Source organism: Thalassotalea mangrovi (assembly GCF_005116735.1).
GTDB lineage: Bacteria > Pseudomonadota > Gammaproteobacteria > Enterobacterales > Alteromonadaceae > Thalassotalea_A > Thalassotalea_A mangrovi.
In genome coordinates this window covers 17,770-44,549 of record NZ_SWDB01000021.1, presented here as the reverse complement: position 1 = coordinate 44,549, position 26,780 = coordinate 17,770, and the positions used below count along the sequence as shown (strand labels likewise).

Sequence of the window (26,780 nt, the reverse complement as noted above, 5' to 3'; positions counted from 1 at the left end):
TTTAGCTCAGCTATCTCTGTTATTAACGTTTGCTTGCGCTCAGGGGCAGTCTGGAGTTCCATCATGGCTGGGCGGCATCGCATTTTAATGGGTAAAAATTTCCGAGTGTTTTTCCAGGTTGACCCGGGTACGCCTGATATGCTCCTTTAGGATCCGGGCAGCACCTTCTGCATCCCGACGCCTGATTGCTTCGACCATTAACGTGTGCTCAGCATGAATAATCCATGTGCCGTCCTGACCGATTAACTTGGTAAAGGCCCGGCGATAATGCTGTGTTGTGTTCCAGAATCGTTCAATCATTGGATTCAGCTGATTCATACCCGATGCCTGATAACTGCTCAGGTGAAATAACCGATCGAGCTTTAAAAACTCTTCAGTGTCTTCCACCTGTTTCATATCTTCTACCATGCCTTGTAACTGGGCAATTTGTTCGTCGGACATCTTCGGGATAGCCTCGGCAAGCGCCAGGGGCTCAAGTTGTTCTCGAATCTTGTAGCTTTCGATGCATTCGTTCAGATCGAGTTTGGCAACCCAGGCGCCACTGTTCGGCTTTAGGATCACCAGACCATCGTTTTCTAATCGTGCTAAGGCATCTCGCACCGGAATGCGGCTGGTACCACAATGTTCTGCCAAAGATTCCTGCGAAATCCGACATCCCGGTGCCAGGGTACCGGATAAAATCAACTCTCTGATTTGTTCCGTAACCCGGTGCTTTTTGTCTTTCACTGTGCCGCTGTTTCGCCGCTCGGTTTTGCTCGTATTGGATTGCAAATTCAATTCCTCTGTCATAGTTGCCAGTACCGATACCAGGTCACTTATTTTTCTGGAAATCGTGGATGCCACAACCGGTCAGTACAGGTTGTTTCATAGCCTTTGCCATCGGGATAACTGACCAGCTCAAATTGCATCCCCCAGGGAGATAAAAAATATACCCAGGTTTGCCCCGCACTAGGGCCACTATCCCGGATCACCGGTGAACCTAAAATGGTAATGTCATGCTGCTGCAGGTGAGCTAAGGCTTTATCGAAATCATCCACGTAAAAGGCGATATGATGACCGCCAACATCGCAATTGCGCGGTACCTGCACATTCTGGTCATCGGCCTGATATTCGAATACTTCAAAATTACTGCCATTTTTACAACGAAAAAATCGTAGCTTTTTTATAACCGTACTGTTTGGCACGTTTAACTGCTGTTGCATCCAATCTCCGTTTGGATCGCTGATTGGACCGATATCATAAAACTGTTCACAGCCGATAATGTCAACGAAAAAGTGCGTCGCCTGTTCAAGGTCGGGGACAGTAAAGCCAATGTGTTCGGCGCCTCTCAAGCCAGGTAACCCGGTTGTTTTGGTCGTTGTATTACTCACGCGCCACTCCTTAATTGTATACATTGAGTTCTATATTATCGCTATAATCGCGGTTTTCAAGTGTTAATTTTGTGTCAATGTATACAATTTGTTGACAATCATCAGGCGCTATGCCATTTATATTGATAATTCGAAAAATCGTATACAGTTTCAACTAAGTGGTTAAGCTGGTCAAAGATTATCGACAAATTAATTTAATCCAGAGTACGAGTGTAAGGCTTTGATTAATATGCAGGATATTAAAACGTCTGACCCGATCACGGTGCCAGAGCAACCAATAAAATCTGTCCAGGGAGCGACAATGCTCGGTTTACTGGTATTGATTTATACCAGTAACTTTATAGACCGCACCATTCTTGCCACCCTGGGGCAAGCAATAAAAGAAGATTTGCAAATCAGTGACAGCCAGTTAGGCCTATTGCAGGGGCTCGCATTTGCGCTGTTCTATTCCATTCTTGGTATACCGCTGGCGCGATTATCTGAGCGGGTAAACCGGGTCACATTAATTTCTTCCTGTCTGGCATTGTGGTCGTTGATGACGGCGTTATGTGGTGCCGCACAAAACTTTTTCCAGTTGTTCCTGATACGGATGGGCGTTGGCATCGGCGAGGCCGGATGTACCCCGCCAGCGCACTCGTTAATTGCCGATATTTATAAACCAGAACAACGAGCTACGGCGTTAGGCATATACTCAATCGGCATCCCGTTAGGGGTCATGCTTGGTGCCGTAAGCGGCGGTTGGTTAACCGACAACTTTAGTTGGCGGGTCGCCATGGTTGTGGTTGGCTTGCCAGGTATCTTGCTGGCGATAGTCTTTAAACTTATGGTGAAAGAGCCGGTGCGAGGCGCTGCAGATAATCAGCCTGAAGCCATGTTGCAAACTCCGCCATCGATTAGCGCAACGTTCCAGCATTTATTTTCAAATAAAGCATTTCTTCATATCACCATCGGTGCCACCTTGGTTGCCTTCGTCGGCTACGGCACCGGCACGTTTTCACAGGCGTATTTTATTCGCATGTTCGACTTGACCTACACCGAAGTCGGGATGATGTTTGGCCTGATCGGTGGCTTGTCGGCGGGTGTTGGCACCTTTTTAGGCGGATTTCTGAGTGATTGGGCGGGTAAAAAACATGCCCGCTGGTATGCAATTTTACCGGGTATCGGTTTATTGTTAGCGGCACCAGCTTATATGTATGCCTTTACCCGCAACGAATGGTTGCTAGGGGTGTGGATGATGTTATTGCCCGGCATATTTCATTATGCCTATATCGGCCCGACTCTTGGGGTCATGCATAACACGGCCACCGCGAGAATGCGGGCAACCGCCACCGCATTATTCTTCTTCGCCGTTAACCTGATTGGCCTTGGATTAGGTCCCTGGGTCACCGGTCTGGTGATTGATGCCTTCACTCAGTGGCAATTTAGTGCCTCCGGCGCCGTTAATTTTATCGACTCCTGTCCCGGTGGTATAGCTGCCGCCGACGCCTCGGCCAGCATGCAACAACAATGTTCCAGTGCCAGTGCCCTAGGTACCCGCTATGGCATAGTCGCCATGTTATTTGTCTTTGTCTGGGCCGCCGGGCACTACTTTATCGCCGCCCGGTTCTTAAAAAAGTCAGTCACTGAAGGCAGTTCGAATTAAAAGGAAACCATTATGCCTACCATTACAGATTTATCACCAGCTACTCCCTGGGTAGCATTTTCGACCACCGAGCAGGACTGGCAGCAGGCTCCGCAATCGTTACTTTCGACCATGTATATGTCAATGTTGTTAATCCGTTGCTTTGAAGAAAAAGTTCTGGATCTGGCAGGGCAGGGACTGATCCATGGTCCGGCACATTCCGCAATAGGTCAGGAAGGAGGAGCCACAGGCTCAGTACTGGCAATGGTTGCTGAGGATACTATTAATGGTTCCCATCGTGCCCATCATCAGTTTCTTGCTAAGGCTCTTCATTATGTCAGTCCAGATGGCATCGAGCTGAATTCAAAATTCAATGGCGATATTGTCGAGGTGATGCGCAAAACGTTGGCGGAAATCATGGGATTATCCCAAGGCTACTGTAAAGGGCGAGGTGGTTCGATGCATCTGCGCTGGCAGGAGTCAGGTAACCTCGGCACCAACGCGATTGTTGGCGGAGGTGTGCCGTTTGCGGCAGGGTCGGCGTTTTGTCATCAACGTGCCAGCACCGAGCATGTCGCCTTCAGTTATTTTGGTGATGGTGCCAGTAGTATAGGTTCGGTACTGGAATCAATGAATCTGGCTGCGGCTTGGAAGCTGCCACTTTGTTTCTTTGTTGAAAACAATATGTATGCGGTAGCGACACATATTGATGAAGTTACGGCCGAAAACCGGTTATCCGCGCGAGGGCTCGGATTTGCGATTCCCGCCTGGAAAGTGGATGGTATGGACCCATTAGCGGTTTACCTGGCTACCCAGCAGGCTGTTGAACATATGCGCGCTGGCGGTGGTCCGACGTTGATCGAAGCTGATGTCTATCGATATTTTCACCAGAGTGGTCCGTTACCGGGCAGTGTGTTTGGTTATCGTAATAAACAGGAAGAAAGCGAATGGCGTGAGCGGGATCCGATTCAACGAGTCTATCGTGAACTGGAGCGCCGGGAGGTTATCGACCCGGCAAAAATGAAGTCGATTAAAACGGCGATTAATCAAACATTGGATGCGATTGTCGATGAGTTTACCGTGGTCAAAGACGGCGAACGAGAAATCAAAGCTGAACTATGGCCGTCGATCGATTTTGTTGATTTTGGCGTCAAAGGTGACATGTCAGAATTCGATGACACCCCATTCATTGAGCAGGAAACCTGCTCAAGTCCCCTTGTCGATAAACGCTTTATTGACACCGTGGCAAACACCATGCGAACGCAAATGGAAAACGATGAGCGAATTATCCTGATGGGGGAAGACATCCACCGTTTAAACGGTGGTACCAATGGTGCAACCAAAGACCTTGCAAAGTTACATCCGCAGCGAGTGATCGGCACTCCCATTTGTGAAAATGCGTTTGTTGGCCTGGCCGGGGGAATGGCGTTTGATGGTCGTTACAAACCCATTGTCGAGTTTATGTATCCGGATTTTATGTGGGTAGCAGCGGACCAGGTGTTTAACCAGATTGCCAAAGCCAGGCACATGTTTGGCGGTGATACCGCGATGCCACTGGTGCTACGAACGAAAGTAGCGATGGGAACCGGTTATGGTTCCCAGCATAGCATGGATCCGGCAGGCATTTTTGCGACTTCAGCAGGCTGGCGGGTACTTGCACCTTCAACACCATTTGATTATGCCGGGCTTATGAATAGCGCATTACGCTGTCAGGACCCGGTATTAATCATCGAACACATGGACTTGTACAACAGTTCAGGGCCGGTACCGGAACAGGATCTTGATTATTTTATCGAGATAGGTAAAGCCAAAGTGGTTCGCAGCGGCACAAAAATGACCATTTTAACCTATTCATCCATGGTTCAAATCACCCAAAAGGTTGCTGATGAACTTAACCTGGATGTGGATATTATCGACTTGCGGACGCTCGATCGCAGTGGCCTGGATTTTGACTGCATCGAACAGTCACTAACCAAAACCGGGAATTTACTTATTGTCGAACAAGGCGCGCTTGGCACCTCAATCGGCGGCATGATTGCCGATGAATGTCAGCGTCGCTTTTTCGATTTACTGGATGCGCCAATAATGCGTGTCCATGGCAAAGAGGCAAGCCCAAGTGTGTCAAAAGTGTTGGAACGAGCGGCCAATGCTGGTGAACAGGACGTTGTTGAAGGTATTCGTAGCCTGTTAATTGAAATGGGGATCGCCGCATAAGCCTGAGGTTAAGGTATCACCGGATAATCTCTCGTCTGTATACAAAATTTAATTATGTATACAAAAATGGATTTTATTTGGTGTTAAATTAATTATGTGTGGCTAATTGTATACAAAATCTTGACTTGGTTATGATGATGTGCAAATTTTATAACCACTGGCTTTGTCACAAGATGCTGGCGTGAAAAGCAAAAATTGTTTTTTGGTAGGTGGGACAATCATGAATAAAAACTATAAAAAGAATAAACTCACAATCAACATTGCATTGGCCTTATCCCTGGGGACGACCCCATTGGTAATGGCACAGCAACAAGACAATGGTGACAATGATATCGAAACTATCATGGTCACCGGTTCATACATCAAGGGTACGCCTGAAGATGCCGCACTTCCTGTTGAAGTCATTGATATGGCGGAACTGCAGGACCGGGGCAACCCAACGGTGTTAGATATCATCAAATCCCTGGCGATCACCGGTCCGGTTTTGGGCGATTCCAACCAGTTTGTCACGGCAGCGCAAAACCGGATTGGTGGTGGCAGTATTAACTTACGTGGATTAGGGCCACAACGTACTTTAGTCCTGTTAAATGGTCAGCGTATCCAATACGGTCAGGTAGATACCAACATGATCCCGATGGCGGCCATCGCCCGCATCGAAATATTAAAAGATGGTGCCGCTGCCACCTATGGTTCTGATGCCATTGGGGGTGTGGTGAACATTATTACTCGCGATGATTTCAATGGCTTTGAAATCGCCGCCGATCATCGTTTTGTCGATGGTTCTGATGGCGATAGCACATTGCAATTTACTTATGGTTGGAGCGGCGAAAATAATAACCTGTTGTTATCCGCTGGCTATCAGCATCGTTCAGATTTACCTGTAGTAGAAAGGGACTGGGCCGATACCCCCCGCGATGTGAATCCAACCAGCTATTCGGTATTTGGTAATCCGGGAAGCCTGTATACACTCGGTGCAGATTTTAGCGGTACTGGCCCTTACTTTGGTTACACCGCCGATGCTAACTGTGAGCCGCTTGGCGGCGAGAACGGCTTTATCTATGGCGTGCCACTATGTTACTGGTCTTATGCGAAAGTGCTTAACCTGGTTGAGGAGGAAAACCGCTATCAGGTATATGCCGAATACAATCACGCATTAACCGATTCAACTAATCTCAAATTTGACGCATTATATGCGGTGAACGAAACGCCTGAGTTACGTTCCTCTCCCTCTTACTTTCCATTACAGGGTCCGAATGGGCCGGGAAGCTTTGGCGTATTTTACACCTTAATGAATAACCCGGGTGCTGTAACTGCACTGCAACAGGCGGGATATACCCAGGAGCAAATAGACGCGACGGCATTCATTAACCTGAATATCTGGCGTCCATTTGCCTTGTCGGGTAACCCTACCGATGGTGGACTTGGCGGTGCGGCCTCAGAACGTGAGTATACCTTGCAGCGATATTCACTTGGCCTAGACGGGGATTTTGGTAATAGCATGCAATGGCAACTCAGCGCCATGTATTCGCGTGACGAAGCCTTTGCCAGAACCCCGGATATCTTAATTAATCGCTTACAATCAGCTTTGTTAGGTTTTGGTGGCTCTGATTGTAGCGGGATGACGCCAGGTGAAAATGGCTGTGAATTCTTTAACCCATTTTCTAATGCGATTGCCTCGAACCCGGTTACCGGTAACAGCAATCCAGGCTTTGTTGCCGACTTAGCGAACAGTGATAGCCTCAATGCCTGGCTGTTTGACGATATTCTGCAGGAAGCGATTTCGGATTACTTAGTCCTGGAAGGTGTGATCACCGGTGAACTGGACTGGGGAATGTCCGGTGGTATGCCGGAATATGCAGTTGGTTTGCAATACCGCTCTCTGGATTATGACTACCAGCCGTTAAATGCTAATTCAAACGCCGAAATCAATCCCTGCCCGGTGGAAGGGCAAACTGATTGTGCCTTTAAAACTGGCCCATTCATCTTCCAGGGACAAACTGTGCCGGCAATGTTATCGGAAACCGTACGTGCCGTATTTGCTGAGTTAAACTTGCCGATTACCGAAGATTTTAACCTGCAAGCAGCGATTCGTTACGAGGATTACGGCGGGCAGACAGGCTCAACCACCAATCCAAAACTATCGCTTAAATGGCAACCAGCAGAATGGCTGACATTACGAAGTTCTGTCGGTACGACCTTCCGCGGTCCCACACCTGGCAATCGCGCATCGAGCGGACAAACGTTGCTAACCGGTATTGCTGCGGTGGGTAATGCCTACAAGGCCGTCGACATGTACGGTAATCCGGACGTTGGTCCGGAAGAAGCATTTACCTATAACCTGGGTACGGTATTCAACTGGGGGAATTTCTCAGCCAGTGTTGATTACTGGAGTTATGAACTGGAAGACCAGATCGTCACGGTTCCCGCCAATATTATCGCTACATCGGTTGCTGGGGTTGGCGACGGTTCGCAATTGGTAAACTGTGACAGCAGTCTGCGCGATCTGATTGTTTTTGCCAACAATGATACCTGTACCCCAGGTGTTACCATTGCCAATGATATTACCCGCGTTCGCTCTGATACCACCAATGGTCCAACCGTTGATACCAGTGGCGTTGATATGACGGTTAACTATTTGCTTGAAGGTGTTGGTGCTGGCGATTTACGCTTTAATTTAGTGGTCAGCCACGTCGCTGAATACGAACAGGAAGCCTTTATCTACAATGATGTGCTGGTTTCTGAGGGTTATGATGCGGTCGGTTATGCCAATTATGACAGGCTTCCAGGCACCATTTCTGAGTGGCGCGGTACTGCCTATGCCCAGTATGAAATGAACGCACATACGGCCCGGGTATCGTTGAACTACATTGGTAGTGTCGAAGATAACCGTGGTCCTACGGTAGCCCAGACCGATTTCAACCTGGCCGGCTGTACATTGGTGAATGCCAGTGACCCGGGCTGTAAATTGATCGATTTTGGTTTGCAGGTTGATTCATTCCAGTCAGTGGATTTCAATTACACCTACGATTGGTCGGATTTAAATACCCAGTTCAGTGTTGCAGTGCTCAACGCATTTGACGAAGACCCATCTGCAGCTCGTCTGGAATTAAGCTATGACCCTTCCATTGGTACGCCATACGGCCGTACTTTCAAACTGGGCTTCAGAACCCAGTTCTAATCGTAATCCAGGGAGAGAGTCTCTTCTCTCCCTTCTCATTTAACCTATTTCGGAGTCGTTATGGCCCAGGAAGTCAAACTTATTCAAACCGGTGCCAATAAATCTGAATGCCGTATCGCACAATGGCTGGTTGCCGATGGTCAACAAGTAAAAGAAGGGGATGTCATTTTTACCATGGAAACCGATAAGGTCTCGGTCGACGTGGAAGCCAATGCAGATGGTACTTTGCAGCATTTAATCGCGGTTGGTGAAGAGCGGATGTCCGGTGATATCGCCGCTTATATTTATCAGCAAGGCGAGGAGATTCGGGAGCCGGTAGAATCGGCCACGCAATCCTCTGCGAACAATTTAGTCAGCGACGAACAAGTAGAAACGGCGCGACAGGTGTCGTCGGGTGAACCATCAGCGCGAATTAAGGCATCGCCTAAAGCGCGCAAACTGGCAGAGCGGCATGCCATCGATTTACATACTGTGACCGGCAGCGGCGGAAACCAGCGTATTATTGCCCGCGATGTTGAGCGTGCTTTAGAGCAGAGTCAGCATAGCAAACCGGTTTTTGCCAGCCCGTTGGCCAAACGCATCGCCAAGCAGCAACAGGTAACATTGGATGATGTCACAGGCTCGGGAGTCAATGGCAAGATCATGAAAGATGATGTCATCAAGCACCGCCAGCCGTCTGCGACTGACTCACCAGAATACATCAGCAAGCCTCACACTGGGATGCGTAAGGTAATTGCCAGCCGTATGCAGGACAGTTTATTAAATAGCGCCCAGTTAACCATGAACCGTGAAGTATTGATGGCAGAGACGATTAAACTGCGTCAATCGCTAAATCAGGAATGGCAGGCCGAAGGCATCAAAATTTCTTACAACGATATCCTGGTTAAAACGCTGGCCAAGGCCCTGGCTGCGCATCCGTTGATGAACAGCTCATACACGGATACGGAAATTCGCATGTGGCAACAGGTCAATATTGGCATCGCAGTAGCTGTGGATGAGGGATTACTGGTGCCGGTCATTAAAGGTGCGGAACAACTGACCTTAAAAGAAATAGCCGTTGAATCCCAGCGCCTGATTCAGGCGGCCCGGAATCAGAATCTGACTCCCCAGGATTTGCAGGGGGGTACTTTCACCATCAGTACCTTAGGTATGTATGATATCGATTCATTCACCCCAATCGTCAACCAGCCGCAGTGTGGAATTCTCGGCGTCAACCGAATTTACGATGGAGTAGAGTGGCAGGGTGATAAACCGGTAAAAACGGCAAAAATGAACCTGAGTTTAAGCTGGGATCATCGCATCCTTGATGGTGCCCCGGCAGCCAGTTTCCTGGTCACGGTTAATGAACTATTAACCCAACCATATCGACTGTTGGTGTAATCATGGCAAAGCAATCAGATGTGTTAATCATTGGTGGTGGTCCGGGTGGCTACACGGCGGCGATTCGGGCTGCACAATTAGGGCTGTCAGTGACCTTGGTGGAAAAAGAAAAACTCGGTGGTGTGTGTCTGAACTGGGGGTGTATTCCTACCAAGGCATTATTGCATGCCGCTGATAACCTGCGGGAAATTCGTCAGGCAGATGTGTTTGGAATCGAAGTCAATGAGCCGAAAATCGATCTGGCGAAAATGATTGGTTATTCTCGTAATGTTGCCGCAAAGCTGAATCAGGGGATCACCTACCTGATGAATAAAAATACCGTGGATGTGGTTTACGGAGAAGCCCGGTTTATTGACGCCCATACGGTGCAGGTTGATGACCAGCAATTCAGTGCCCGGCATTTCATTATCGCCACTGGAGCACGCGCCCGATGTTTGCCAAATCTGCAATTTGACGGCAAGCAGGTTTGGAGTGCCCGACATGCATTGACGCCGACCGAGATCCCAGGTCGCTTGTTGGTTGTCGGTGCGGGTGCTATCGGTGTTGAATTTGCGAGTTTTTATAACGCCTTGGGTACAAAGGTAACTTTAGTCGAAACACAGTCGCAATTATTACCAGCGGAAGATAAATCGATCGCAGATTGCGTTCAGGACGCATTTACCAAACAAGGCATCGAGGTATATACCGAGTCGGTATTGGCTAATGTCCGCACCGGCGCAAACAGCGTCACCGTGCAAATCAATGAGCAAACGCAGGAATTCGATGCCGTCCTACTGTCAGTGGGCGTTATTGCCAATACGGAACAGCTAAACTTGCCCGCGGCAGGTGTCAACGTCTCACAGGGCTTCATTAATACCAATGCGACAATGCAAAGCGAGGTTGCTCATATTTATGCGATTGGTGATGTCGCCGGGGCTCCATGCCTGGCCCACAAAGCATCGCACGAAGCGATTTTAGCCGTTGAACATATTGCCGGTTTGCCGGTGCACGCGGTAAATCATCAGCAAATACCCAGATGTACATACAGTCATCCTCAGGTAGCCAGTGTTGGATTAACCGAAGCACAAGCCAGTGAAATTGCTGATATCAGGGTTGGTACTTTCCCGCTTTCCGCCAATGGCAAGGCGATCGCCATTAATCATACCGACGGGTTCGTGAAAACCATATTTGATAAGCATACCGGTGAGCTATATGGTGCTCACATGGTCGGTAGTAATGTTACGGAAATGCTGCAGGGATATGTTGCCTCGATGGCGTTAGAGGCGACAGATGAAGAACTGAGTAAGATGATCATTGCCCATCCGACGGTGTCAGAAGCGATGCATGAATCGGTACTGGCTTCGATGGCAAAAGCCATTAATATGTAAGCATCGGCGAGGCGTATTGGCTTAGCAATCGACTGAGAAGACTTTCCACGGTTTAAGGACAGAAAATGCGATTTAACAAGCGATTGATTTGTGCCCTTGGGTTATTGGTAACGCCTTGGGTTTACGCTCAGGACAAACTAACCGAGGTGGTGGACTTTGGTGCGAACCCTGGCAACTTGCAGCTGTTTCATTACTTGCCCAAAGCGCTACCTGAACAGGCTCCGTTGGTGGTTGCTGTGCATGGCTGTATGGAAACGGCACAAAATTTTGCCCGCAATACGGGCTGGCTGGAACTCGCAGAAAAATACCAGTTCGCTGTATTACTGCCACAGACTTCCAAAAGTAATGAACCTAAGGGAGGGTGTTACCGGACCTGGGAACCGGCACATCAGCAACAAGGAAGTGGCGAGCCTGCATCGGTGCAACAGATGATTTCTTACATGCTGGAAACACATAAGCTTGACCGGCAACAGGTATTTATTACCGGTATGTCATCCGGTGCACACTTTGCCCAGGTTATGTTGGCGGCTTATCCGCAAACCTTTGCCGGCGGGGCCCTGCAATCCAGCTTTCCGTATAAGTGTGCCAACGATATCAGTGAACTCGGTCCCTGTGCATTTGGCAAGAAAACCGCGTCTGCAAAGGAGATGGCAGCGTCGATAAGGCAGGCATCAGGTAGCTTTAACGGCAGTTATCCAAAGTTGCAGATCTGGCATGGCACGGAAGACCCTTATATATACCACCTGAACTTAGAGCAATTGGTGCAACAGTGGGGCACCGTGATGGGGCTTGATCTTAAGCAAGAGACAAAGAACAAATTGTTAGGCTATCCGAGCACGAATTATTATCACGATAACAACCAGCTGCAGTTACAAGCCATTAGTTTAACCTCGATGGGACATGCGATTGCCGTTGATCCAGGAACTGCAGAGCAGCAATGCGGAAGGGAAGATACTTTTGCCAAAGATATGGATATTTGCGCCGCTTATTGGATAGCCGACTTTTTCGGCATTGCCCATTGATGCACAAACCAATAACGCTTTAATCTAAAAAACTGAACAATAAATTAAAAATGATTAATTTTTAAAATGCATGAGTATGCTTCAAACTAGATCACAGATAAACAAAGTAAGGAGATACTCATGTCACAATTTATTAGCACAATACGAAAATTAATCGAATCCGATGATGACTACATCACCATGGCCTGTAATTACCCGGATAACTACTACGGCGATCAGGTATGCGTCCCAGATGCCAAAGATGGGGTCAGGTCTTGATCCGTGCAGCGAGCTTACGCCAACAATGGGGGTCAGGTCTTGAATCGTGCAGCGAGCTTGCTGTTATAAAATAAGGTTATGCGGCAGTTCTGACTAGAAAAGACGCTGTAACCAGTTTACGACGCTATTAGGATGTGTCATTTATCTAGCTGTTCGTTGTTCCGACGACAATCTTTCCTCTACAGGCCAGAATATTGCGAAATTCAAGACCTGACCCCAATTTCGTTTAAAGGGAATATTTTCTTAAATGAAGAATTTAAGAACCCGTTAGAATCGTTTGGGTTACGAGGTTTTTTTGTTTGAGAGATGTGACACGACTTGAAGTGCCAACAATTGGGGGGGCAGGTCTAAAACCTTGCATCGCAGCTACAGAGAAAGTTCGACACAGGGTTGTACACTGCGCGCTGTCGAGGAATAATAATATTATCAGGATGTTAGCTAACGCAGTGGTGCGTGGCATCAAAATAACCATTCAGCCGAAAATCGCTGAATTTCGACATTCAGCGCCTGCTGCAGATACTATCAGTTATAACCTAGGACAAAACACCGATTGTCTTTTTCTACCTGATGACGTTCATCAGATTTTGAAGAACGTTTTTTCACATTCTCCTGGCGATGTTGGTTTCTTAACTCCTGATTTTCTTCGGAGTCAGGTGATAGCTTATTAGCGCTCGCTTCTTGCATAATACGCCCTCAAAATTGCAGACCCAATTTTTAGTGTAATAAAACCTCACAAAGTTGCTCGCCCTTTTCCGTGCATTTACCTGGATTACTATCGATTACGCGTAGCAGTATCATGGTGCGGAAATAGTATTGCTGCTTTTATTTGAATTGAATCATAGGGTTATAGGTAAGGTTGATGCTAAGGTAATTACATTAACTTGAGAAAAATTTATTTGTTTAATTTTGTAACCAGAAATCCTGCATCTTGTTGCCCTACAAGCCACTGAGTTATAATTGCAGCACTTTAGTTGTTGAGAAATTTGTGTGAACGATAGACTTTCTGTAGCGCCAATGCTGGATTGGACCGATCGCCATTGTCGTTATTTCTACCGGGTGATGAGTAAAGAAACCGTGTTGTACACCGAGATGGTGACAACCGGAGCAATATTGTTCGGCAAGGGTGATTACCTGGCGTTTAATGAAGAAGAGCATCCTGTGGTGTTGCAGCTTGGTGGTAGCGACCCAAAAGCTATGACCGAATGTGCCAGGATTGCTGAGCAGCGCGGTTATGATGCCATCAATATCAATGTTGGCTGTCCCTCTGATCGGGTTCAAAATGGTCGTTTTGGCGCCTGCCTTATGGCGGAACCTGAATTAGTCGCGCAATGTGTTGCGGATATGCAGGGGGCGGTTTCAATTCCGGTTACGGTGAAATCCCGCATTGGCATTGATGATCAGGATAGCTATGAGTTCCTGCATAAGTTTATCGAACGTGTTGCTGCGGCGGGGTGCGAGCACTTTATCATTCATGCCCGCAAGGCATGGTTAAGTGGCTTAAGCCCAAAAGAAAATCGCGAGATCCCGCCACTCGACTATTCTCGTGTTTATCAAATCAAGCGGGATTTCGAGGCGCTGAAAATCTCTATTAATGGTGGTATCACCAGTTTTGAGCAGACACTTGAGCATTTACAACACATTGATGGGGTGATGATTGGCCGTGAGGTTTATCAAAATCCCTATTTGCTGGCCAGTGCCGACCAGCGGATATACGGTAAAGATGTGCCGGTTTTGACCCGGGAAGCAATCATCGATGAGATGTGCACTTACATTGATCAGCAAATAACACCGGCGGAACCTGGTCAACATACACCTCGGGTATGGCACATTGTCCGGCATATGCTTGGGCTTTGTAACGGCTTGCCCGGAGCGCGTAAATTCCGCCGCTTTTTATCAGAGAATGCTGGTAAAGAGGGCGCTGATTCGACGGTCCTTCGCGAAGCATTCGCATTAACCGGTCAACCCGTTAGCGAGCAGGTGGTTTAATCCGAACGTAATGTTTATTTAAAAAAGGACGCTTAAAGCGTCCTTTTTGTTAACCGGTTTTTATGCCCCACAAAATGCCGAGTCGTGAGGTGCATTCTTAAACTTCCAGTCAGAATTACCGCGTTATGCATTGTTCAATTCCCGATATGGGAATTCACTTCCTGATTTAGTCAGATTATTGCTGACATGGTATTAGTGCGCCGCAGCGAATTAATGCATAAACACGTTTTGCGCATGTCATCCAGGCGCGGAGCAAAAAAATTCCCACCAAACTAAACCTTTTTCCACCTTGTTGCGACTAAAGAGTAAATTCAAACAGGTTATAGCGATTTATTGGCACATGCTCAATATTTAACGTGTTTAGCTTGCTCACTAAGATTAGGATGGCTGATATGCCCAATTTAATTGTTTTTTTCGCGATATTAATGGTTCCGGCCGCCTGTTTGTTAGGCAGTTCTATCATTGCGTTACTGCTTGAAAAAGAAAGCCTTGAATCTGCACCAAAGTCTTAGATTCGCTCAGCTAACAACAACTAATCCCGGTCTCTGACAAACTTCCATTTCTCTTTCTGTTATCACCGTCACTCGTTGTTCTGCAACGCTATCTTTAACGCTTTCCTCCACTCTCGACCTTAGACTCCCTGTAGTATCAGGGAGTGACGCTTATACAAGCTTCAGTTGTTTCTCAGGTAAGCGCTGCTGGTTATGGTTATGGGTTGGCCGATATGCCGAAAATGCATGGATGCCGGCATGGACGCTGGTATGTCGGAAATGTCTGGAACATATTTCCGATTCAATTTTCAGCGGAAGAAAAAGCCGCTTCCACTCCCGCCTCCCACCAGGCTTTAGGCCCGGATATCCTGTCGTAGCAGGATATGACGCAAACTGAAAAGATATCTTCCACCTCCCACCTACCACTTACACCTTTCCTTGTTGGTCAAATTCACTACACAGTTGGTTAAATTTACCAACTAAGGAATGAAAATATCGCAGGCATTCTTAAAGCTAAAAAATCACCCTGGCTTACAAGCCTTAAATAACAAGGGGTTAACAAAAAATAACAAATTGGCACGGCACTTGTAAGTAGTAATTCAACATTAAGTTATTCGTTAGCAAAACATACATATCAGTATGGTAAGGGTTGAAAATGAACACATTAAGTAAACAAATCGGTATCGCCTCAGTAGTACTAGTTACCAGTACCTTATTTACCACGAGTGCAAAGGCTGAGCAGTTAGTGTCTTTGCAAACCGCCCTGGACATGATGGTTGCCAATCAAGGTCGCATGGTAGCGAACCAGTTAGAGCAACAGTTAAGAAACAGCATTGCCCAGGAAGTTAATAACTTCAAAATTGATGCACATTACGTCACCGATAAGGGTGTACCGACTGTGACAATTACACAAATCAGCGATTTTGATAATGACAATGCTGATTCAGACAAATCTAAAGAAAAAGCAGGAGAATAAAAATGGGTATGTTTTCTCGTCTGACCGACATTATTAATGCCAACATCAACAGCTTGCTGGATAAGGCAGAAGATCCTGAAAAAATGATTCGACTGATCATTCAGGAAATGGAAGAAACTTTGGTAGAAGTGCGCACCTCAGCAGCCAAACAAATTGCCGAAAAGAAAACTCTGACTCGCCAGTTGCGGGTGCAGACCGAGAAGGCAAATCAATGGCAGGAAAAAGCGGAACTGGCTATCAGCAAAGGTCGTGATGACCTGGCACGCCAGGCGCTGCTGGCCAAGCAACAGTGTCAGCCGGTGATTACCGATATTGAAACTCAGCTTGCCCAGGTAGAGGAGTTGCTTGAGTCGATTCAAAACGACAGTAATCGTCTGCAGGAAAAACTACAGGAAGCAAAGCAGCGTCAGGAAGCCTGCCTGAAGCGCCAGCAATCCGCACAAGTACGATTAAAAGTGCGTGAAACCGTGAAGTTTGAGCAAATCGATGATGCAATCCTTCGTTTTGAGAAGTTTCAGCAAAAAGTGGATGGCCTGGAAGCCCAGGTTGAAGCCTACGACATGACCGAGGCAAAAAACCTACAGGCTCAGTTTGATGAGCTCGAAGCCGAAGACTCGATTGAACAAGAGTTACAGGCGATGAAAAAGAAAGTTGCCAACGGCTAGTTGGCAACCATTGATTCGGCATCTAAGAGATTGCTGAATATTAAGGAGAAAGTTATGTTCCCGTTTTCAATTTTGATGACCCTATGGTTAGTACCGGTAGCCACTTTTTTTATCGGTGCTGGAGTATTTGGCTTAACCCGCTATATCCAGGGTTAATTAACCCATCTGTTTAATTGGGGAGGATGTATGAACAAAGTGAAATATAGAATTGAACGTAGCATTGCTAAAGATCAGGTTCATAAAAAAATCTGTGGTGTTTGTGCCGGCCTGGCGCGTCACTTTTCGATGCCACGCATTGTCGTCAGGGTATTGGCAATACTGGCGTTAATTATGATGCCAACCGTGACCTTAGTTGCTTATGGCGTTGCGGCACTAATCATGCCTAACCGCTATTTATAGATAATATGACGTTGAGTTAAGGGAGTTATCATGTCATTCGCCAAATCCTTAATACTGGCCATCCTTGCGACATTATTGCTTACCTATTTATTCGGCAATACGGTATTTTCCTGGCTGGATATGGATATTGTCGTCGATGATCACGTGGTAGAGCCGATCGAAGGTATTGCTATCGCGGCGTTGGTTGGCATTATTTTATTTGTTGTTGGCTTAGCCGTTTTTATCAGCGTGTTTGGCACCCTGATCCTGGTCGTCCTGGGAGCGCTTATTGGCCTGGCGTTTGTCGGATTAACGGTTTTCTGGCCAGTCCTTTTGGTTGGTTTTATTGTCTGGTTATTGTGTAAAGAGCCTGCGCCTGAATAACCCGGGCAATAAGCCGGGAAGATTAAAATCAATATCGCTCCACGCTTGCTGTGCTTTGATAAATAAGAGATTATTATCATATCTCAATTTTTAAAAAGTCTTCCATGGTATCTATTCATGAAAAAAATCATTACCTTAATTAACCTGTTATTACTTGCACCATCGGCGTTTGCTGCAAATGTCGATGTTGACGATGCTTTTATGCGTGAATTGATCCCCGGTACTCAGGTAACATCGGCCTATATGACAATCTCAAATAACAGCGACAAAGACATCACCCTGGTAAGCGTCAGTGGCAATGTCAGTAAACGCATTGAAATTCATGAGCACACCATGAAGGGCGGTATGATGCAAATGGGGAAGCTTGATTCTATTATTATTAAGGCCAACGACGAAGTGATATTACAACCTCATGGTTTGCATTTGATGGTATTTAATCCAAGCTCGCCAGTAAAAGCCGGAGAGCAGGTAGAATTGACACTACATTTTGATAATGACCAGCAAACCAAAGTTATAATTCCGGTCAAAGGCCTGAAGCCGGCCCATAACCACTAAACTAATGGGCTCTGCAAGGGCGGTTTTATCATCTGATATTTATGCCCAAACACGCTAAGGAACTATTTATGGCTTTTTTCACGTCTTTTCGAGCACTCTCAATCACAGCCATTGTGGTCGTGTTTTTGTTTTATTTGTTGGGGGTCTTCTGGAGCTTTGAACCAGAGACGTTTAACATCAAGGAAGTCGCGATACAAGAAGCTAAAGCCAACAACGTCGAACCTGTGGTTGGTTATGCGACAACCACCACGCTGATTAAAGTTGCGGAAAAATTATGGGATAAGCCTGGCGGCTATCTGTCCAATGATATTATGCCGCCCTCAGTGTTCCTCGATAATATTCCCGCCTGGGAGTTTGGTGTCCTGGAAATGACCCGTGATTTATCGCTGGCGATGCGTCAGTCTTTTTCTCGTTCCCAGTCACAATCCTCTGAAAATAAATTTTTAAAAAGCGCCCAGCCGAAATTTAATAATGACGCCCACAAATGGGCATTCCCCAGTGCTGAGAGCATGTATAAAAAAGGCGTTGATGATTTATATAAGTATCGCAATGTCCTTGCCGACCCTGCGCAACAAGGGGCGCAGTTTTACGCTCGTGCGGATAATTTGCATGACTGGTTAAGGGAGGTCGAAAAACGTCTCGGCAGTTATTCACAACGATTAAGTGCCAGCGTAGGCCGTAGCCAGTTAAATACCGATTTGGCCGGTGATCGCAATGCTCGTCAGTCAACTCAGGCAAGCCCGGAATATATGGTGAAAACCAGTTGGTGGAAAATCGACGATGAATTCTATGAAGCTCGCGGCGCCTGCTGGGCACTGCTGCATTTCCTCAAAGCTGTAGAAGTCGATTTTGCCGATGTACTAAAAGACAAGAATGCCAATGTCAGTTTACAGCAAATCATTCGTGAGCTTGAAGCCAGCCAGGCGACTGTGTGGAGCCCTATGGTGCTTAATGGCAGTGGTTTTGGCTTGTCCGCAAACCATTCATTGGTAATGGCCAATTATATTTCCCGGGCTAATGCCGCTCTAATCGACTTACGGGAATTATTAAGCAAAGGTTAATTGGCTCGCCAGATTGCTAATGTATAGCTAATACATTAGGCAATGTTTCAGTGGTTCTCTGTTTCCATCCGCTAATTTGTAATTTGCGTTAATGTATTGTAAGTTTCTTGTAACCGCTTACATCTGAGTTTGTTGATATCCTGAGGTGTAATTTTGTTACTTTAGAAAAAGAATAATAATGAACCTCACCTCACTCGATTTAGGCATTATTGCCCTCTATCTGATTGCCACGCTAGCCGTTGGTTTTTGGATCTCAAAACGTGCTTCAAAAAATATCGAAGGTTATTTTTTAGGGGGCAAGTCATTGCCCTGGTATTACCTGGGTCTATCTAATGCGTCAGGCATGTTTGATATCAGTGGCACCATGTGGCTGGTCTACCTATTGTTTATCTATGGCCTGAAGAGCATCTATATCCCCTGGCTCTGGCCAACCTTTAATCAAATCTTCCTGATGATATTTTTGTCGATATGGTTGCGTCGCTCCGGAGTAATGACTGGCGCTGAGTGGATCACGTTTCGTTTTGGCGAAGGTCGCGGTGCCAAGCTCAGTCACCTCATCGTCGTGGTATTTGCCCTGTTTTCCGTACTTGGATTTCTTGCTTATGGTTTTGTTGGTATTGGTAAGTTTGCCGCTGCATTCCTGCCTTGGCAATTAGCCGCAGACCCTCATCATAATGAAATTGCCTATGGCCTGATTTTTACGGCCATTACTACCATTTATGTGGTCAAAGGCGGCATGTTCTCGGTGGTGATCACCGAAGTGTTACAGTTTTTCATTATGACCATAGCCAGCATTGCCATCGGCATTATCGCAATGATGCAGGTATCTCCCGAGATGCTTGCCGCGGTAACACCGGATGGCTGGTATGATGTCGGGTTTGGTTGGCAACTGGATTTAGACTGGCGTGGGCTCTTAGACTCAGCGAATCAGCGCATTGTCGACGATGGATTTTCTTTATTTACCGTGTTTATGATGCTGGTGCTATTTAAAGGCATCCTTTCCAGCATGGCAGGACCGGCGCCGAATTATGACATGCAACGCATTCTGTCGGCACGAACGCCGGTGGAAGCGGCAAAAATGAGTTGGTTTGTAAACGTCGTATTGATTGTACCGCGCTATATGATGATCACCGGATTAGCGGTGTTGGCCCTGGCGTTCTTCATTCCGGATTTAGCCGCTATGGGTGACGATGTCGACTTCGAACAAATCCTGCCGTTTGCCTTAAGTAATTATATTCCGACGGGCTTACTGGGTATTGTAGTTGCGGGATTGCTGGCCAGCTTTATGTCGACGTTTGCCGCGACAACCAACGCTGCTCCCGCTTATGTGGTCAATGATATTTATAAAAAATACATCAACCCGAAAGCGGAAGATAAAACCTACGTTAAAGTCAGCTATATCGTGTCGTTAATTTTCGTGGTTATCGGCACCGCAATCGGCCTGTTTGTTCCGTCTCTTAATGACATCATCCTTTGGTTAGTGTCGGCATTGTGGGGAGGTTATACCGCCGCCAACATGTTGAAGTGGTATTGGTGGCGATTCAATGGCCACGGATATTTCATTGGTATGCTGACCGGCATGGTAGCGACAGTACCGTTGGCATTTGTCGATTTATCACCACTCGAAGGTTTTCCAATTTTGTTTGCCGCTTCTTTGCTCGGCTGCGTGATTGCCACGTATCTTACACCAGCTGAAGACATGCAAACCTTGATGAACTTCTATCAAAAAACCCGTCCATGGGGTTTTTGGAAACCTGTTATTGAAGAAATTCAGAAACAACAACCGGATTTTGAACCCAATCGTCAGTTCGCTCGAGATATGAGTAATGTTTTGGTGGGTATCATCTGGCATACCTCATTAACAGCAACAGCCATCTTTCTGGTGATTCAGTCCTGGGATGAGCTTTTCATCAGTCTAGGGCTAGTGGCTGCGACGTCAATTTATTTAAAACTGATGTGGTGGGATCGATTATCGAACGAGGACTCAACTGTGCCGCAAGGCCAGAAAATTCTGGCCACGGATTAATCATGCAAATCCTGCCTGAGCAAAATGAGGGTAATATTATCGCAGGGTGATTGCGATGGTTAGCTTGGTTTCAGTCAAGGTCACTGATTGTGAATGTACATACTGACCATAAAAAAGCCGGTAATACCTGAATGGATTACCGGCTTTTTTAAAAGATAGAGCTTATTGTTTTGCTTTATTAATAAACTCTTCCACGACATTTGACATATCAAATGATTTACCGCCTTGTACTGGTGGGTACTCAGCCAGTGATTTTAAATGCTCGCCCATCAGCACGCCCATGGGTTGAATCAGCCATGATACTTTTTGCATCAGGTGACCATAGGAATCACTGTTATCATAAGATTCGAACGGATCCATGCGAATATTGAACACCAGGGGTACCGTTCGTGGGATCACATTGGCGTAATAATCTTCTTTGGTTGAGAAATGAAACTTCCACGGACCTATGCGCACCGCGGTAAGTTTTGACTCATAGTAATGAAAGATATGATTACGCGCCGATTTATCGGAATCGCCCATCCAGTATGGCAGGTTATTAACTCCATCAATATATTGCTTTTTCTCATCCATCATATCTTTGGCAACATCATCAACGCCCGCAGCCGCCGCTAAGCTGGTGAACATATCCTGGTGTCCCTGAATACCGTTTAAGATGGTGCCGGCCTTAAATTTACCCGGCCAGCGAATCATCGATGGCACTCGGACACCGCCTTCGTAGGTAGTCATTTTCTCACCCCGGAACGGCGTGGTGGCACCATGTGGCCAGGAGGCATGTTCGGGACCATTGTCAGTGGAGTACCAGACGATAGTATTTTCATCGAGATCATTATCTTCGAGGAAATCTAATACCAGGCCGATATCGTGATCATGTTGCAGCATGCCAGAGCCGTGATAGTCGGCCTCAGAGGTATATTGTTCTGCAGCGTAACGCCACTCGTCATTCAGGCGGGTGTACAGGTGCATGCGGCTGGTGTTGAGCCAGACAAAGAAAGGTTTGCCATCTTTTTTGGCGTTTTTCATAAAATTAAACGCCTTGGGAATCACTTCGCCTTCATCAAAGTTTTTCATCCGCTCCTGAGTGAGTGGCCCGGTATCTTCAATGGTTTGTTTACCGACCCGGCCAAAACGAGGATCTTCATCATCATCATCCTTGTCGGTAGCAAAAGAGTGGATAACGCCACGGGTACCAAATTTGCTCTCATAGGTTTCCAGATCACCAGAAAACTGTTTACCAAAGTTTTGATAATCTCGCTGCTCAGCTTCTTCCTGGGTGTTCAAGTGATACAGATTTCCGAAAAACTCGTCAAAGCCATGCACCGTCGGTAGGTGTTCGTTACGATCCCCTAGGTGGTTTTTACCAAAGTGCCCGGTAGCATATCCTTCATCTTTAAGAACTTCGGCAAGGCTGGGAGATTCTTTTTTCAAACCTAAAGTGTCGCCTGGCTGACCAACCGTAGTCATGCCTGAGCGAATTGGGTATTGGCCGGTAATAAATGCCGCTCGTCCGGCGGTACAGGAAGGCTGGGCATAATGATCGGTAAAGCGAATCCCCTCGCTGGCAATACGGTCGATATTCGGGGTGGTATAGCCCATGACGCCGAGGCCATAGGAGCTTAAATTCTGCCAGCCAATATCGTCTCCCCAAATCACCAGGATGTTTGGCTTATCGGCAGCCATTAACGGTGAAGAAATCAAGGAAAGGGTAAATATAAGGCAGCTTAAAAAGCGTTTGGTCTTGTACATTAACGTCTCCCAAATGAACAATGAAACGATTAAAAAACCAGATGGTCGTTTGTTGAGTCCATTCAGAAAATGTCCTGATTACTAAGTAGATAAGCTTAGTACAGATAGAAAAAATTGGCGGCGTGTAATGAAATTAATAATTGTTTTTCAGTAGGAAAGGGAAGTATTTGCCAATGCCCGGGAACGGGCATCGGCACAGAAGCGCAGCTGATTATTTGTCACCACGACCCATAAATTTACGCTCTTCGGTATTAACCTTGATCATATCGCCAGTGGAGATATGCTCAGGTACCTGAATTACCAGACCAGTGGATAAGGTAGCCGGTTTATTTCGAGACGTTGCCGACGCACCTTTAATCGATGGTTCTGTTTCTGTTACTTCCAGTTCAACACTGGCAGGTAAATCAATACCTACCGGGGTGTCATCAACAATGATGGCATAAATGCCCTGGGTATTTTCGGTGATGAAAGGTACCTGATCACTGATGTTCTCTTTGTTGATGTTATATGGTGTATAGTCTTCATCGTCCATAAACACATATTCGTTACCATCTACATAAGAGAAAGTTGCCGGACGACGAACCAGATCGGCCAGGTTTAGCATTTCTGCGTCTTTAAAGGTTTCATCAATCTTGTGACCAGTGACCACATTATACATGCGCATCCGGTACAAGCTTCCACCGGCACGTCCCTGGGGAACCGAACGTTCAATATCCTTGATGATATATACGCCATCGTTATATTCGATAGCTGCATTTTTCTTTATTTCACTTGCCTTGGGCATAATTTCAGCTCTTTGCTAATTAAACTAGACGCAAGATAGCAGAGGTCTCGCCTGCTCACAAGTTACTAGCGCTTGCGACGGATTATTCTGTTTTTGGCACAGAATGTTTTGTACACAGTCTTATCTGATATACGCTGTGTAGTTCGGGCTTGTGAAGTCAGAGATAAAAAAGCCCTGTACAGAGAGCAGGGCTTTGTTCGTTGCGAGGCTGCACCTTAAAAATGCAGCATCTATCGGGCGGGGTTAGCGAGCAGAGCCATCGCCGCCATATATTTTGCCGTTATGTGCATTACAGCCGTTGGCTTCGATATAATCAATTGCATCTTTAGCTCGAACTAGTCCCCAACCATACTTATGGTCATAGCCCGCATCACCTAAATCTTCAGCGGATGCTTGCAATGCCAAACGAATTCCTTGTGCCGAACATTGTGGGAAGTGGCTCCAGACAACGGCAGCTACACCTGATACATGTGGTGTTGCCATCGATGTGCCTGACTTAAAGCCGTGGTCCGGATATGGGTGGACATTGATCGTTGTCTCCTTACCGACATTATCCAGTAATGTTTGTCCCTGTTGTTTAGTTACGGTACCAGCAATAATCGAAATATTATCGACGGTTCCTGGAACTGGACCGGCTAAATGATTTCGAATGATAGCACCTACACCGCCATCTTTAGCACATTGCTCAACTTTATCGCCAAATGTAATTGGAATGGGCCAGCCGCCTTCAACTTCAGGTTCTCTGGACCCTCCGCGCTCCATTAAGCAGATTTTCCCGGTCATATCGCCACAACTTTCCGCGCCAATACCGCAATCAGCCAATTCGCCGCTTACGCTGCCTGAGGGCAACTCATTAGTGTATGAGTTCATCCCAAAGCCTTGGAAAATAAGATCGTCTTGAGTGACCGTCATTGTCGGATTGAACCTGGTTCCTTGACCTGAAGGCAGAGTTGAAAACACGTTAACACCAGGAGCCGCTAACTCTACCTGCGTGGTACGCTGTGAGAAGGGCGCATGTTTTTTATGGTCATCAATCGCGGCCACAGAAACGACACTGTCATATGAAGCCGGATAGGAATGTTGCGCATCACCCGAGTTGCCCGCGGCTGCTACCATTAGTATTCCATCACGAGCCATACGGTTGATTGCTCTTTCTTCCAATGGGCTGGAGTAAGGACCACCTAAGCTCATTGATACGATACTTGACCCTGCTTGCTGACAATCTTCTATCGCGCCAGCGATATCTGAGGCATATGCATAATCTCCGCGATTATTGAAAACACGGACGATATGCATTTCAAGGGATTCATCAGAAATAACTCCTACACTTCCTGTGTTATTTTCTAATGCCGCAATGGTTCCCGCAACATGGGTCCCATGACCAAACCGATCCTCATGCCAAGGGCCTGCACCACCGTCTTCTGCACCATCAACACCATTTACCGGCAGGTCTGGGTGACCTAATGAATAGCCACTGTCGATAATACAAACCTTTTTTCCACCTTGATAACTCACCTGATCGCCTTGAACCATAGATAGGCCGTAGGGAATTATTTCGCTTCCTCCTTCTGCCAGAAGCTTACGAGGCACATCCGGGTAGAAAGCGTTAATGCCATCTAAGTTTGCTACGTTTGCAAGCTGGGTGCGATCCAGCGTAATCGCAAAGCTATCCAGCGACGTTAGTTCTTTATTAATATCAATACCAAGTGTTTCTAATTGAGTTTTAATGCTTGGCATTTTGTTCGCTTTCGCCTCCAAGACCATGCGCACTGGATCGGAAGCGGAGGCTGAAAAGCTAACTAGAGCGGCAACACTTGCAGCGATTAGTGTTTTTTTCGAAGTAAAATTCATATCGGCTCCTAGGAATTTTCAGATTTGTCAGAAGGGCAGGCACTTACCTTAACGTTGCCAGACATAGTGCCGGCATTGGTATATCCCTGATATGGGCCGGACTCAATTGCCATCGTTTTAAGGATTCCTGTAGCCCCAAAGCCTGAACTTACGCCGTTGCCAGTATCGATCATGCAGACAAAACCTGCTCCCTCGCCAGGCTTCGCCGGGTTTGTAGATTTATAGATGAAATCAACTTGATACATACCGCCGGTACAAACGTCTTGTCGACAATGCTGAGTTGTGTCTTCTATCCCATCCGGAGACACTGGCTGGTCAGAGCAAAAACCTGCATCATATACTTCTGCATTAAATGCTACGCCGCCGACTTCCTGCCAGTCTATGGCCGTTTTATCTTGATAATTTGCCTGGCCTTTTACTTCATCATCGCAGCGTGAGGCATGAGCAGTTAATACCGCCTGTCCTGCACCGCCTTTGGAATTAAGGGTTCCCCCAACCGTTACTTTACCATCTAGTTTTGCGCATCCGCTTAGCGAAGCGGCGGCAGCTACAAACAGTACCCCTGGTATTTTTATGTACTTCATTGAATATCCTATTCTCTTGTTGTCTTGTTTTTATTTTCAACTATGAAAGGCTTCATAGTCTGTTCATATTAACCACGAAACCAAGTTAAAAACTACACAGTGGGAGCGGGTTTTTTGTACCATTTTGTAGCATGAAAAAGTCAGTTTAATGTGTGGGGGAATAGGCCAGAATAGGATTTTTGTTCACCGTTAAAATACTGCAAACCTGGGGCGAAGACTACTTGCGTCTGGTCATTTTTGGCAGGTTTTTTAGGTACGGTTAGAGACGAAAGATTTGTTAATTTGCATACAGAATTGATCCAAAAAGACAGCAAAGTTGCATTCAAAAGCGAGCCAGATTATGAATACCAACTATTTGAATGAATTCCACAATATTTTGGCTAGACAGAGTCGTTTTTGAATGCAAATCGTGGATCAGTTTTAAGTCCAAATTAACAATTAAAGCTGAGGATCCAGAGTTGCAGGATCAAAGTCCTGCTTTTTTACGTGTATCACTAAAGAATATTCTGCTTTCGGTGCGTATTCGTTTTTAATAACTATGCTATCGTTTGGTGAGCTAATTTCTAATTTGTCTGATATTAATTTAGCTAAAGCGGAAAAATCACTTGGCCGTCCCCATACTCCGCGCTTATCTATCATTGGTTCATCAGAACTTGTAAGCGTCAAATACCAGTGTGGTTCGATGTGAAAATGATCACCGTGAGACTCTTCTTTAAGAGAAAATTGATGAAGTAAATCAGAAAAATTTTTTAAGCCTAGTTTGCTACCAGTTAAAACCCATTCTGATTGGGTTTCATTAATGGTGTAGAAGAAGCCTAACTCTCGCCATTCATTGCTTGTCAGCTCTGCCAATTTACCTGATAACTTATCCATAATTATCTCT

The 26,780-nt window shown here is 46.4% G+C and carries 24 protein-coding genes; 16 read left to right on the top strand and 8 right to left on the bottom strand.

The features are described 5' to 3' along the window. Positions 1-84: 84 nt before the first annotated feature. On the bottom strand, positions 85-771 hold the full coding sequence (locus E8M12_RS08915) for a GntR family transcriptional regulator (RefSeq protein WP_211245018.1): 687 nt from the start codon (positions 769-771) through the stop codon (positions 85-87). Between the two features lie 44 nt (positions 772-815). Next, the gene (locus E8M12_RS08910) at positions 816-1,370 is read right to left on the bottom strand and encodes a VOC family protein (RefSeq protein ID WP_246034085.1); all 555 of its coding nucleotides are present in this window, start codon (positions 1,368-1,370) and stop codon (positions 816-818) included. A gap of 229 nt (positions 1,371-1,599) precedes the next feature. Here E8M12_RS08910 and E8M12_RS08905 point away from each other — a divergent pair, with 229 nt between their 5' ends. From E8M12_RS08905 to E8M12_RS16315, 7 genes are all read left to right on the top strand, one after another. After that, positions 1,600-3,012: a spinster family MFS transporter gene (locus tag E8M12_RS08905; RefSeq protein WP_136735799.1), complete on the top strand. Its 1,413-nt coding sequence runs from the start codon at positions 1,600-1,602 to the stop codon at positions 3,010-3,012. A 12-nt stretch (positions 3,013-3,024) separates the two neighbouring features. Further along, on the top strand, positions 3,025-5,205 hold the full coding sequence (locus tag E8M12_RS08900; protein ID WP_136735798.1) for an alpha-ketoacid dehydrogenase subunit alpha/beta: 2,181 nt from the start codon (positions 3,025-3,027) through the stop codon (positions 5,203-5,205). Between the two features lie 220 nt (positions 5,206-5,425). Then, a complete protein-coding gene (locus E8M12_RS08895; protein WP_136735797.1) occupies positions 5,426-8,383 on the top strand; it encodes a TonB-dependent receptor domain-containing protein in 2,958 nt (985 codons plus the stop codon). Positions 8,384-8,443: 60 nt separating this feature from the next. Continuing rightward, the gene (locus tag E8M12_RS08890) at positions 8,444-9,763 is read left to right on the top strand and encodes a dihydrolipoamide acetyltransferase family protein (RefSeq protein WP_136735796.1); all 1,320 of its coding nucleotides are present in this window, start codon (positions 8,444-8,446) and stop codon (positions 9,761-9,763) included. Positions 9,764-9,765: 2 nt separating this feature from the next. Then, positions 9,766-11,130: a dihydrolipoyl dehydrogenase gene (lpdA, locus tag E8M12_RS08885; protein ID WP_136735795.1), complete on the top strand. Its 1,365-nt coding sequence runs from the start codon at positions 9,766-9,768 to the stop codon at positions 11,128-11,130. Positions 11,131-11,195: 65 nt separating this feature from the next. After that, on the top strand, positions 11,196-12,152 hold the full coding sequence (locus tag E8M12_RS08880) for an extracellular catalytic domain type 1 short-chain-length polyhydroxyalkanoate depolymerase (protein WP_136735794.1): 957 nt from the start codon (positions 11,196-11,198) through the stop codon (positions 12,150-12,152). A gap of 120 nt (positions 12,153-12,272) precedes the next feature. Next, positions 12,273-12,410, top strand: a complete 138-nt coding sequence (locus tag E8M12_RS16315; protein WP_169303091.1) for a hypothetical protein — start codon at positions 12,273-12,275, stop codon at positions 12,408-12,410. 522 nt (positions 12,411-12,932) lie between these two features. Here E8M12_RS16315 and E8M12_RS16310 read toward each other — a convergent pair. Continuing rightward, complete coding sequence (locus tag E8M12_RS16310) at positions 12,933-13,094, bottom strand: hypothetical protein (RefSeq protein ID WP_169303090.1); 162 nt, start codon at positions 13,092-13,094, stop codon at positions 12,933-12,935. Positions 13,095-13,424: 330 nt separating this feature from the next. Here E8M12_RS16310 and dusA point away from each other — a divergent pair, with 330 nt between their 5' ends. The 9 genes from dusA to E8M12_RS08835 all read left to right on the top strand — a co-directional run bounded on the left by dusA (position 13,425) and on the right by E8M12_RS08835 (position 20,932). Further along, the gene (dusA, locus tag E8M12_RS08875; protein WP_211245023.1) at positions 13,425-14,396 is read left to right on the top strand and encodes a tRNA dihydrouridine(20/20a) synthase DusA; all 972 of its coding nucleotides are present in this window, start codon (positions 13,425-13,427) and stop codon (positions 14,394-14,396) included. Between the two features lie 655 nt (positions 14,397-15,051). Further along, complete coding sequence (locus tag E8M12_RS08870; protein ID WP_136735792.1) at positions 15,052-15,264, top strand: hypothetical protein; 213 nt, start codon at positions 15,052-15,054, stop codon at positions 15,262-15,264. A gap of 278 nt (positions 15,265-15,542) precedes the next feature. Beyond that, a complete protein-coding gene (locus E8M12_RS08865; RefSeq protein ID WP_136735791.1) occupies positions 15,543-15,863 on the top strand; it encodes a hypothetical protein in 321 nt (106 codons plus the stop codon). A gap of 2 nt (positions 15,864-15,865) precedes the next feature. After that, positions 15,866-16,528: a phage shock protein PspA gene (gene pspA / locus E8M12_RS08860; RefSeq protein WP_136735790.1), complete on the top strand. Its 663-nt coding sequence runs from the start codon at positions 15,866-15,868 to the stop codon at positions 16,526-16,528. A 186-nt stretch (positions 16,529-16,714) separates the two neighbouring features. Continuing rightward, a complete protein-coding gene (locus E8M12_RS08855) occupies positions 16,715-16,927 on the top strand; it encodes a PspC domain-containing protein (protein WP_136735789.1) in 213 nt (70 codons plus the stop codon). 30 nt (positions 16,928-16,957) lie between these two features. Continuing rightward, a complete protein-coding gene (locus tag E8M12_RS08850; RefSeq protein ID WP_136735788.1) occupies positions 16,958-17,290 on the top strand; it encodes a hypothetical protein in 333 nt (110 codons plus the stop codon). Between the two features lie 117 nt (positions 17,291-17,407). Beyond that, positions 17,408-17,845, top strand: a complete 438-nt coding sequence (locus E8M12_RS08845) for a copper chaperone PCu(A)C (RefSeq protein WP_136735787.1) — start codon at positions 17,408-17,410, stop codon at positions 17,843-17,845. Between the two features lie 68 nt (positions 17,846-17,913). Then, positions 17,914-18,906 carry a DUF2333 family protein gene (locus tag E8M12_RS08840; protein WP_136735786.1) on the top strand — a complete coding sequence of 331 codons (993 nt, stop codon included), beginning with the start codon at positions 17,914-17,916 and terminating at the stop codon, positions 18,904-18,906. Between the two features lie 178 nt (positions 18,907-19,084). Then, complete coding sequence (locus tag E8M12_RS08835; protein WP_136735785.1) at positions 19,085-20,932, top strand: sodium:solute symporter family protein; 1,848 nt, start codon at positions 19,085-19,087, stop codon at positions 20,930-20,932. A gap of 162 nt (positions 20,933-21,094) precedes the next feature. Here the strand turns inward: E8M12_RS08835 and E8M12_RS08830 are convergent, their stop codons facing one another. The 5 genes from E8M12_RS08830 to E8M12_RS08810 form a co-directional block, all read right to left on the bottom strand. After that, entirely contained in the window at positions 21,095-22,678 is a 1,584-nt protein-coding gene (locus E8M12_RS08830; RefSeq protein ID WP_211245017.1) for an arylsulfatase, read from the bottom strand. Between the two features lie 211 nt (positions 22,679-22,889). Further along, positions 22,890-23,462, bottom strand: a complete 573-nt coding sequence (efpL, locus tag E8M12_RS08825; RefSeq protein ID WP_136735784.1) for an elongation factor P-like protein EfpL — start codon at positions 23,460-23,462, stop codon at positions 22,890-22,892. A 243-nt stretch (positions 23,463-23,705) separates the two neighbouring features. Further along, positions 23,706-25,313 (bottom strand): S8 family serine peptidase, encoded by a 1,608-nt coding sequence (locus E8M12_RS08820; protein WP_136735783.1) that lies wholly within the window; start codon positions 25,311-25,313, stop codon positions 23,706-23,708. Between the two features lie 8 nt (positions 25,314-25,321). Next, positions 25,322-25,897 (bottom strand): hypothetical protein, encoded by a 576-nt coding sequence (locus E8M12_RS08815; RefSeq protein ID WP_136735782.1) that lies wholly within the window; start codon positions 25,895-25,897, stop codon positions 25,322-25,324. Between the two features lie 438 nt (positions 25,898-26,335). After that, positions 26,336-26,770 carry an Imm32 family immunity protein gene (locus tag E8M12_RS08810; protein WP_136735781.1) on the bottom strand — a complete coding sequence of 145 codons (435 nt, stop codon included), beginning with the start codon at positions 26,768-26,770 and terminating at the stop codon, positions 26,336-26,338. Positions 26,771-26,780: the final 10 nt, after the last annotated feature.

Coding starts and splice junctions, on each gene's coding strand:
- pspA (WP_136735790.1), top strand. CDS start 15,866: ATGGGTATGTTTTCTCGTCTGACCGACATTATTAATGCCAACATCAAC.
- dusA (WP_211245023.1), top strand. CDS start 13,425: ATGCTGGATTGGACCGATCGCCATTGTCGTTATTTCTACCGGGTGATG.
- E8M12_RS08895 (WP_136735797.1), top strand. CDS start 5,426: ATGAATAAAAACTATAAAAAGAATAAACTCACAATCAACATTGCATTG.
- E8M12_RS16310 (WP_169303090.1), bottom strand. CDS start 13,094: ATGCAAGAAGCGAGCGCTAATAAGCTATCACCTGACTCCGAAGAAAAT.
- E8M12_RS08810 (WP_136735781.1), bottom strand. CDS start 26,770: ATGGATAAGTTATCAGGTAAATTGGCAGAGCTGACAAGCAATGAATGG.
- E8M12_RS08815 (WP_136735782.1), bottom strand. CDS start 25,897: ATGAAGTACATAAAAATACCAGGGGTACTGTTTGTAGCTGCCGCCGCT.
- E8M12_RS08835 (WP_136735785.1), top strand. CDS start 19,085: ATGAACCTCACCTCACTCGATTTAGGCATTATTGCCCTCTATCTGATT.
- E8M12_RS08830 (WP_211245017.1), bottom strand. CDS start 22,678: ATGTACAAGACCAAACGCTTTTTAAGCTGCCTTATATTTACCCTTTCC.
- E8M12_RS08840 (WP_136735786.1), top strand. CDS start 17,914: ATGGCTTTTTTCACGTCTTTTCGAGCACTCTCAATCACAGCCATTGTG.
- efpL (WP_136735784.1), bottom strand. CDS start 23,462: ATGCCCAAGGCAAGTGAAATAAAGAAAAATGCAGCTATCGAATATAAC.
- E8M12_RS08865 (WP_136735791.1), top strand. CDS start 15,543: ATGAACACATTAAGTAAACAAATCGGTATCGCCTCAGTAGTACTAGTT.
- E8M12_RS08880 (WP_136735794.1), top strand. CDS start 11,196: ATGCGATTTAACAAGCGATTGATTTGTGCCCTTGGGTTATTGGTAACG.
- E8M12_RS08855 (WP_136735789.1), top strand. CDS start 16,715: ATGAACAAAGTGAAATATAGAATTGAACGTAGCATTGCTAAAGATCAG.
- E8M12_RS08890 (WP_136735796.1), top strand. CDS start 8,444: ATGGCCCAGGAAGTCAAACTTATTCAAACCGGTGCCAATAAATCTGAA.
- E8M12_RS08905 (WP_136735799.1), top strand. CDS start 1,600: ATGCAGGATATTAAAACGTCTGACCCGATCACGGTGCCAGAGCAACCA.
- E8M12_RS08850 (WP_136735788.1), top strand. CDS start 16,958: ATGTCATTCGCCAAATCCTTAATACTGGCCATCCTTGCGACATTATTG.
- E8M12_RS08845 (WP_136735787.1), top strand. CDS start 17,408: ATGAAAAAAATCATTACCTTAATTAACCTGTTATTACTTGCACCATCG.
- E8M12_RS16315 (WP_169303091.1), top strand. CDS start 12,273: ATGTCACAATTTATTAGCACAATACGAAAATTAATCGAATCCGATGAT.
- lpdA (WP_136735795.1), top strand. CDS start 9,766: ATGGCAAAGCAATCAGATGTGTTAATCATTGGTGGTGGTCCGGGTGGC.
- E8M12_RS08900 (WP_136735798.1), top strand. CDS start 3,025: ATGCCTACCATTACAGATTTATCACCAGCTACTCCCTGGGTAGCATTT.
- E8M12_RS08820 (WP_136735783.1), bottom strand. CDS start 25,313: ATGAATTTTACTTCGAAAAAAACACTAATCGCTGCAAGTGTTGCCGCT.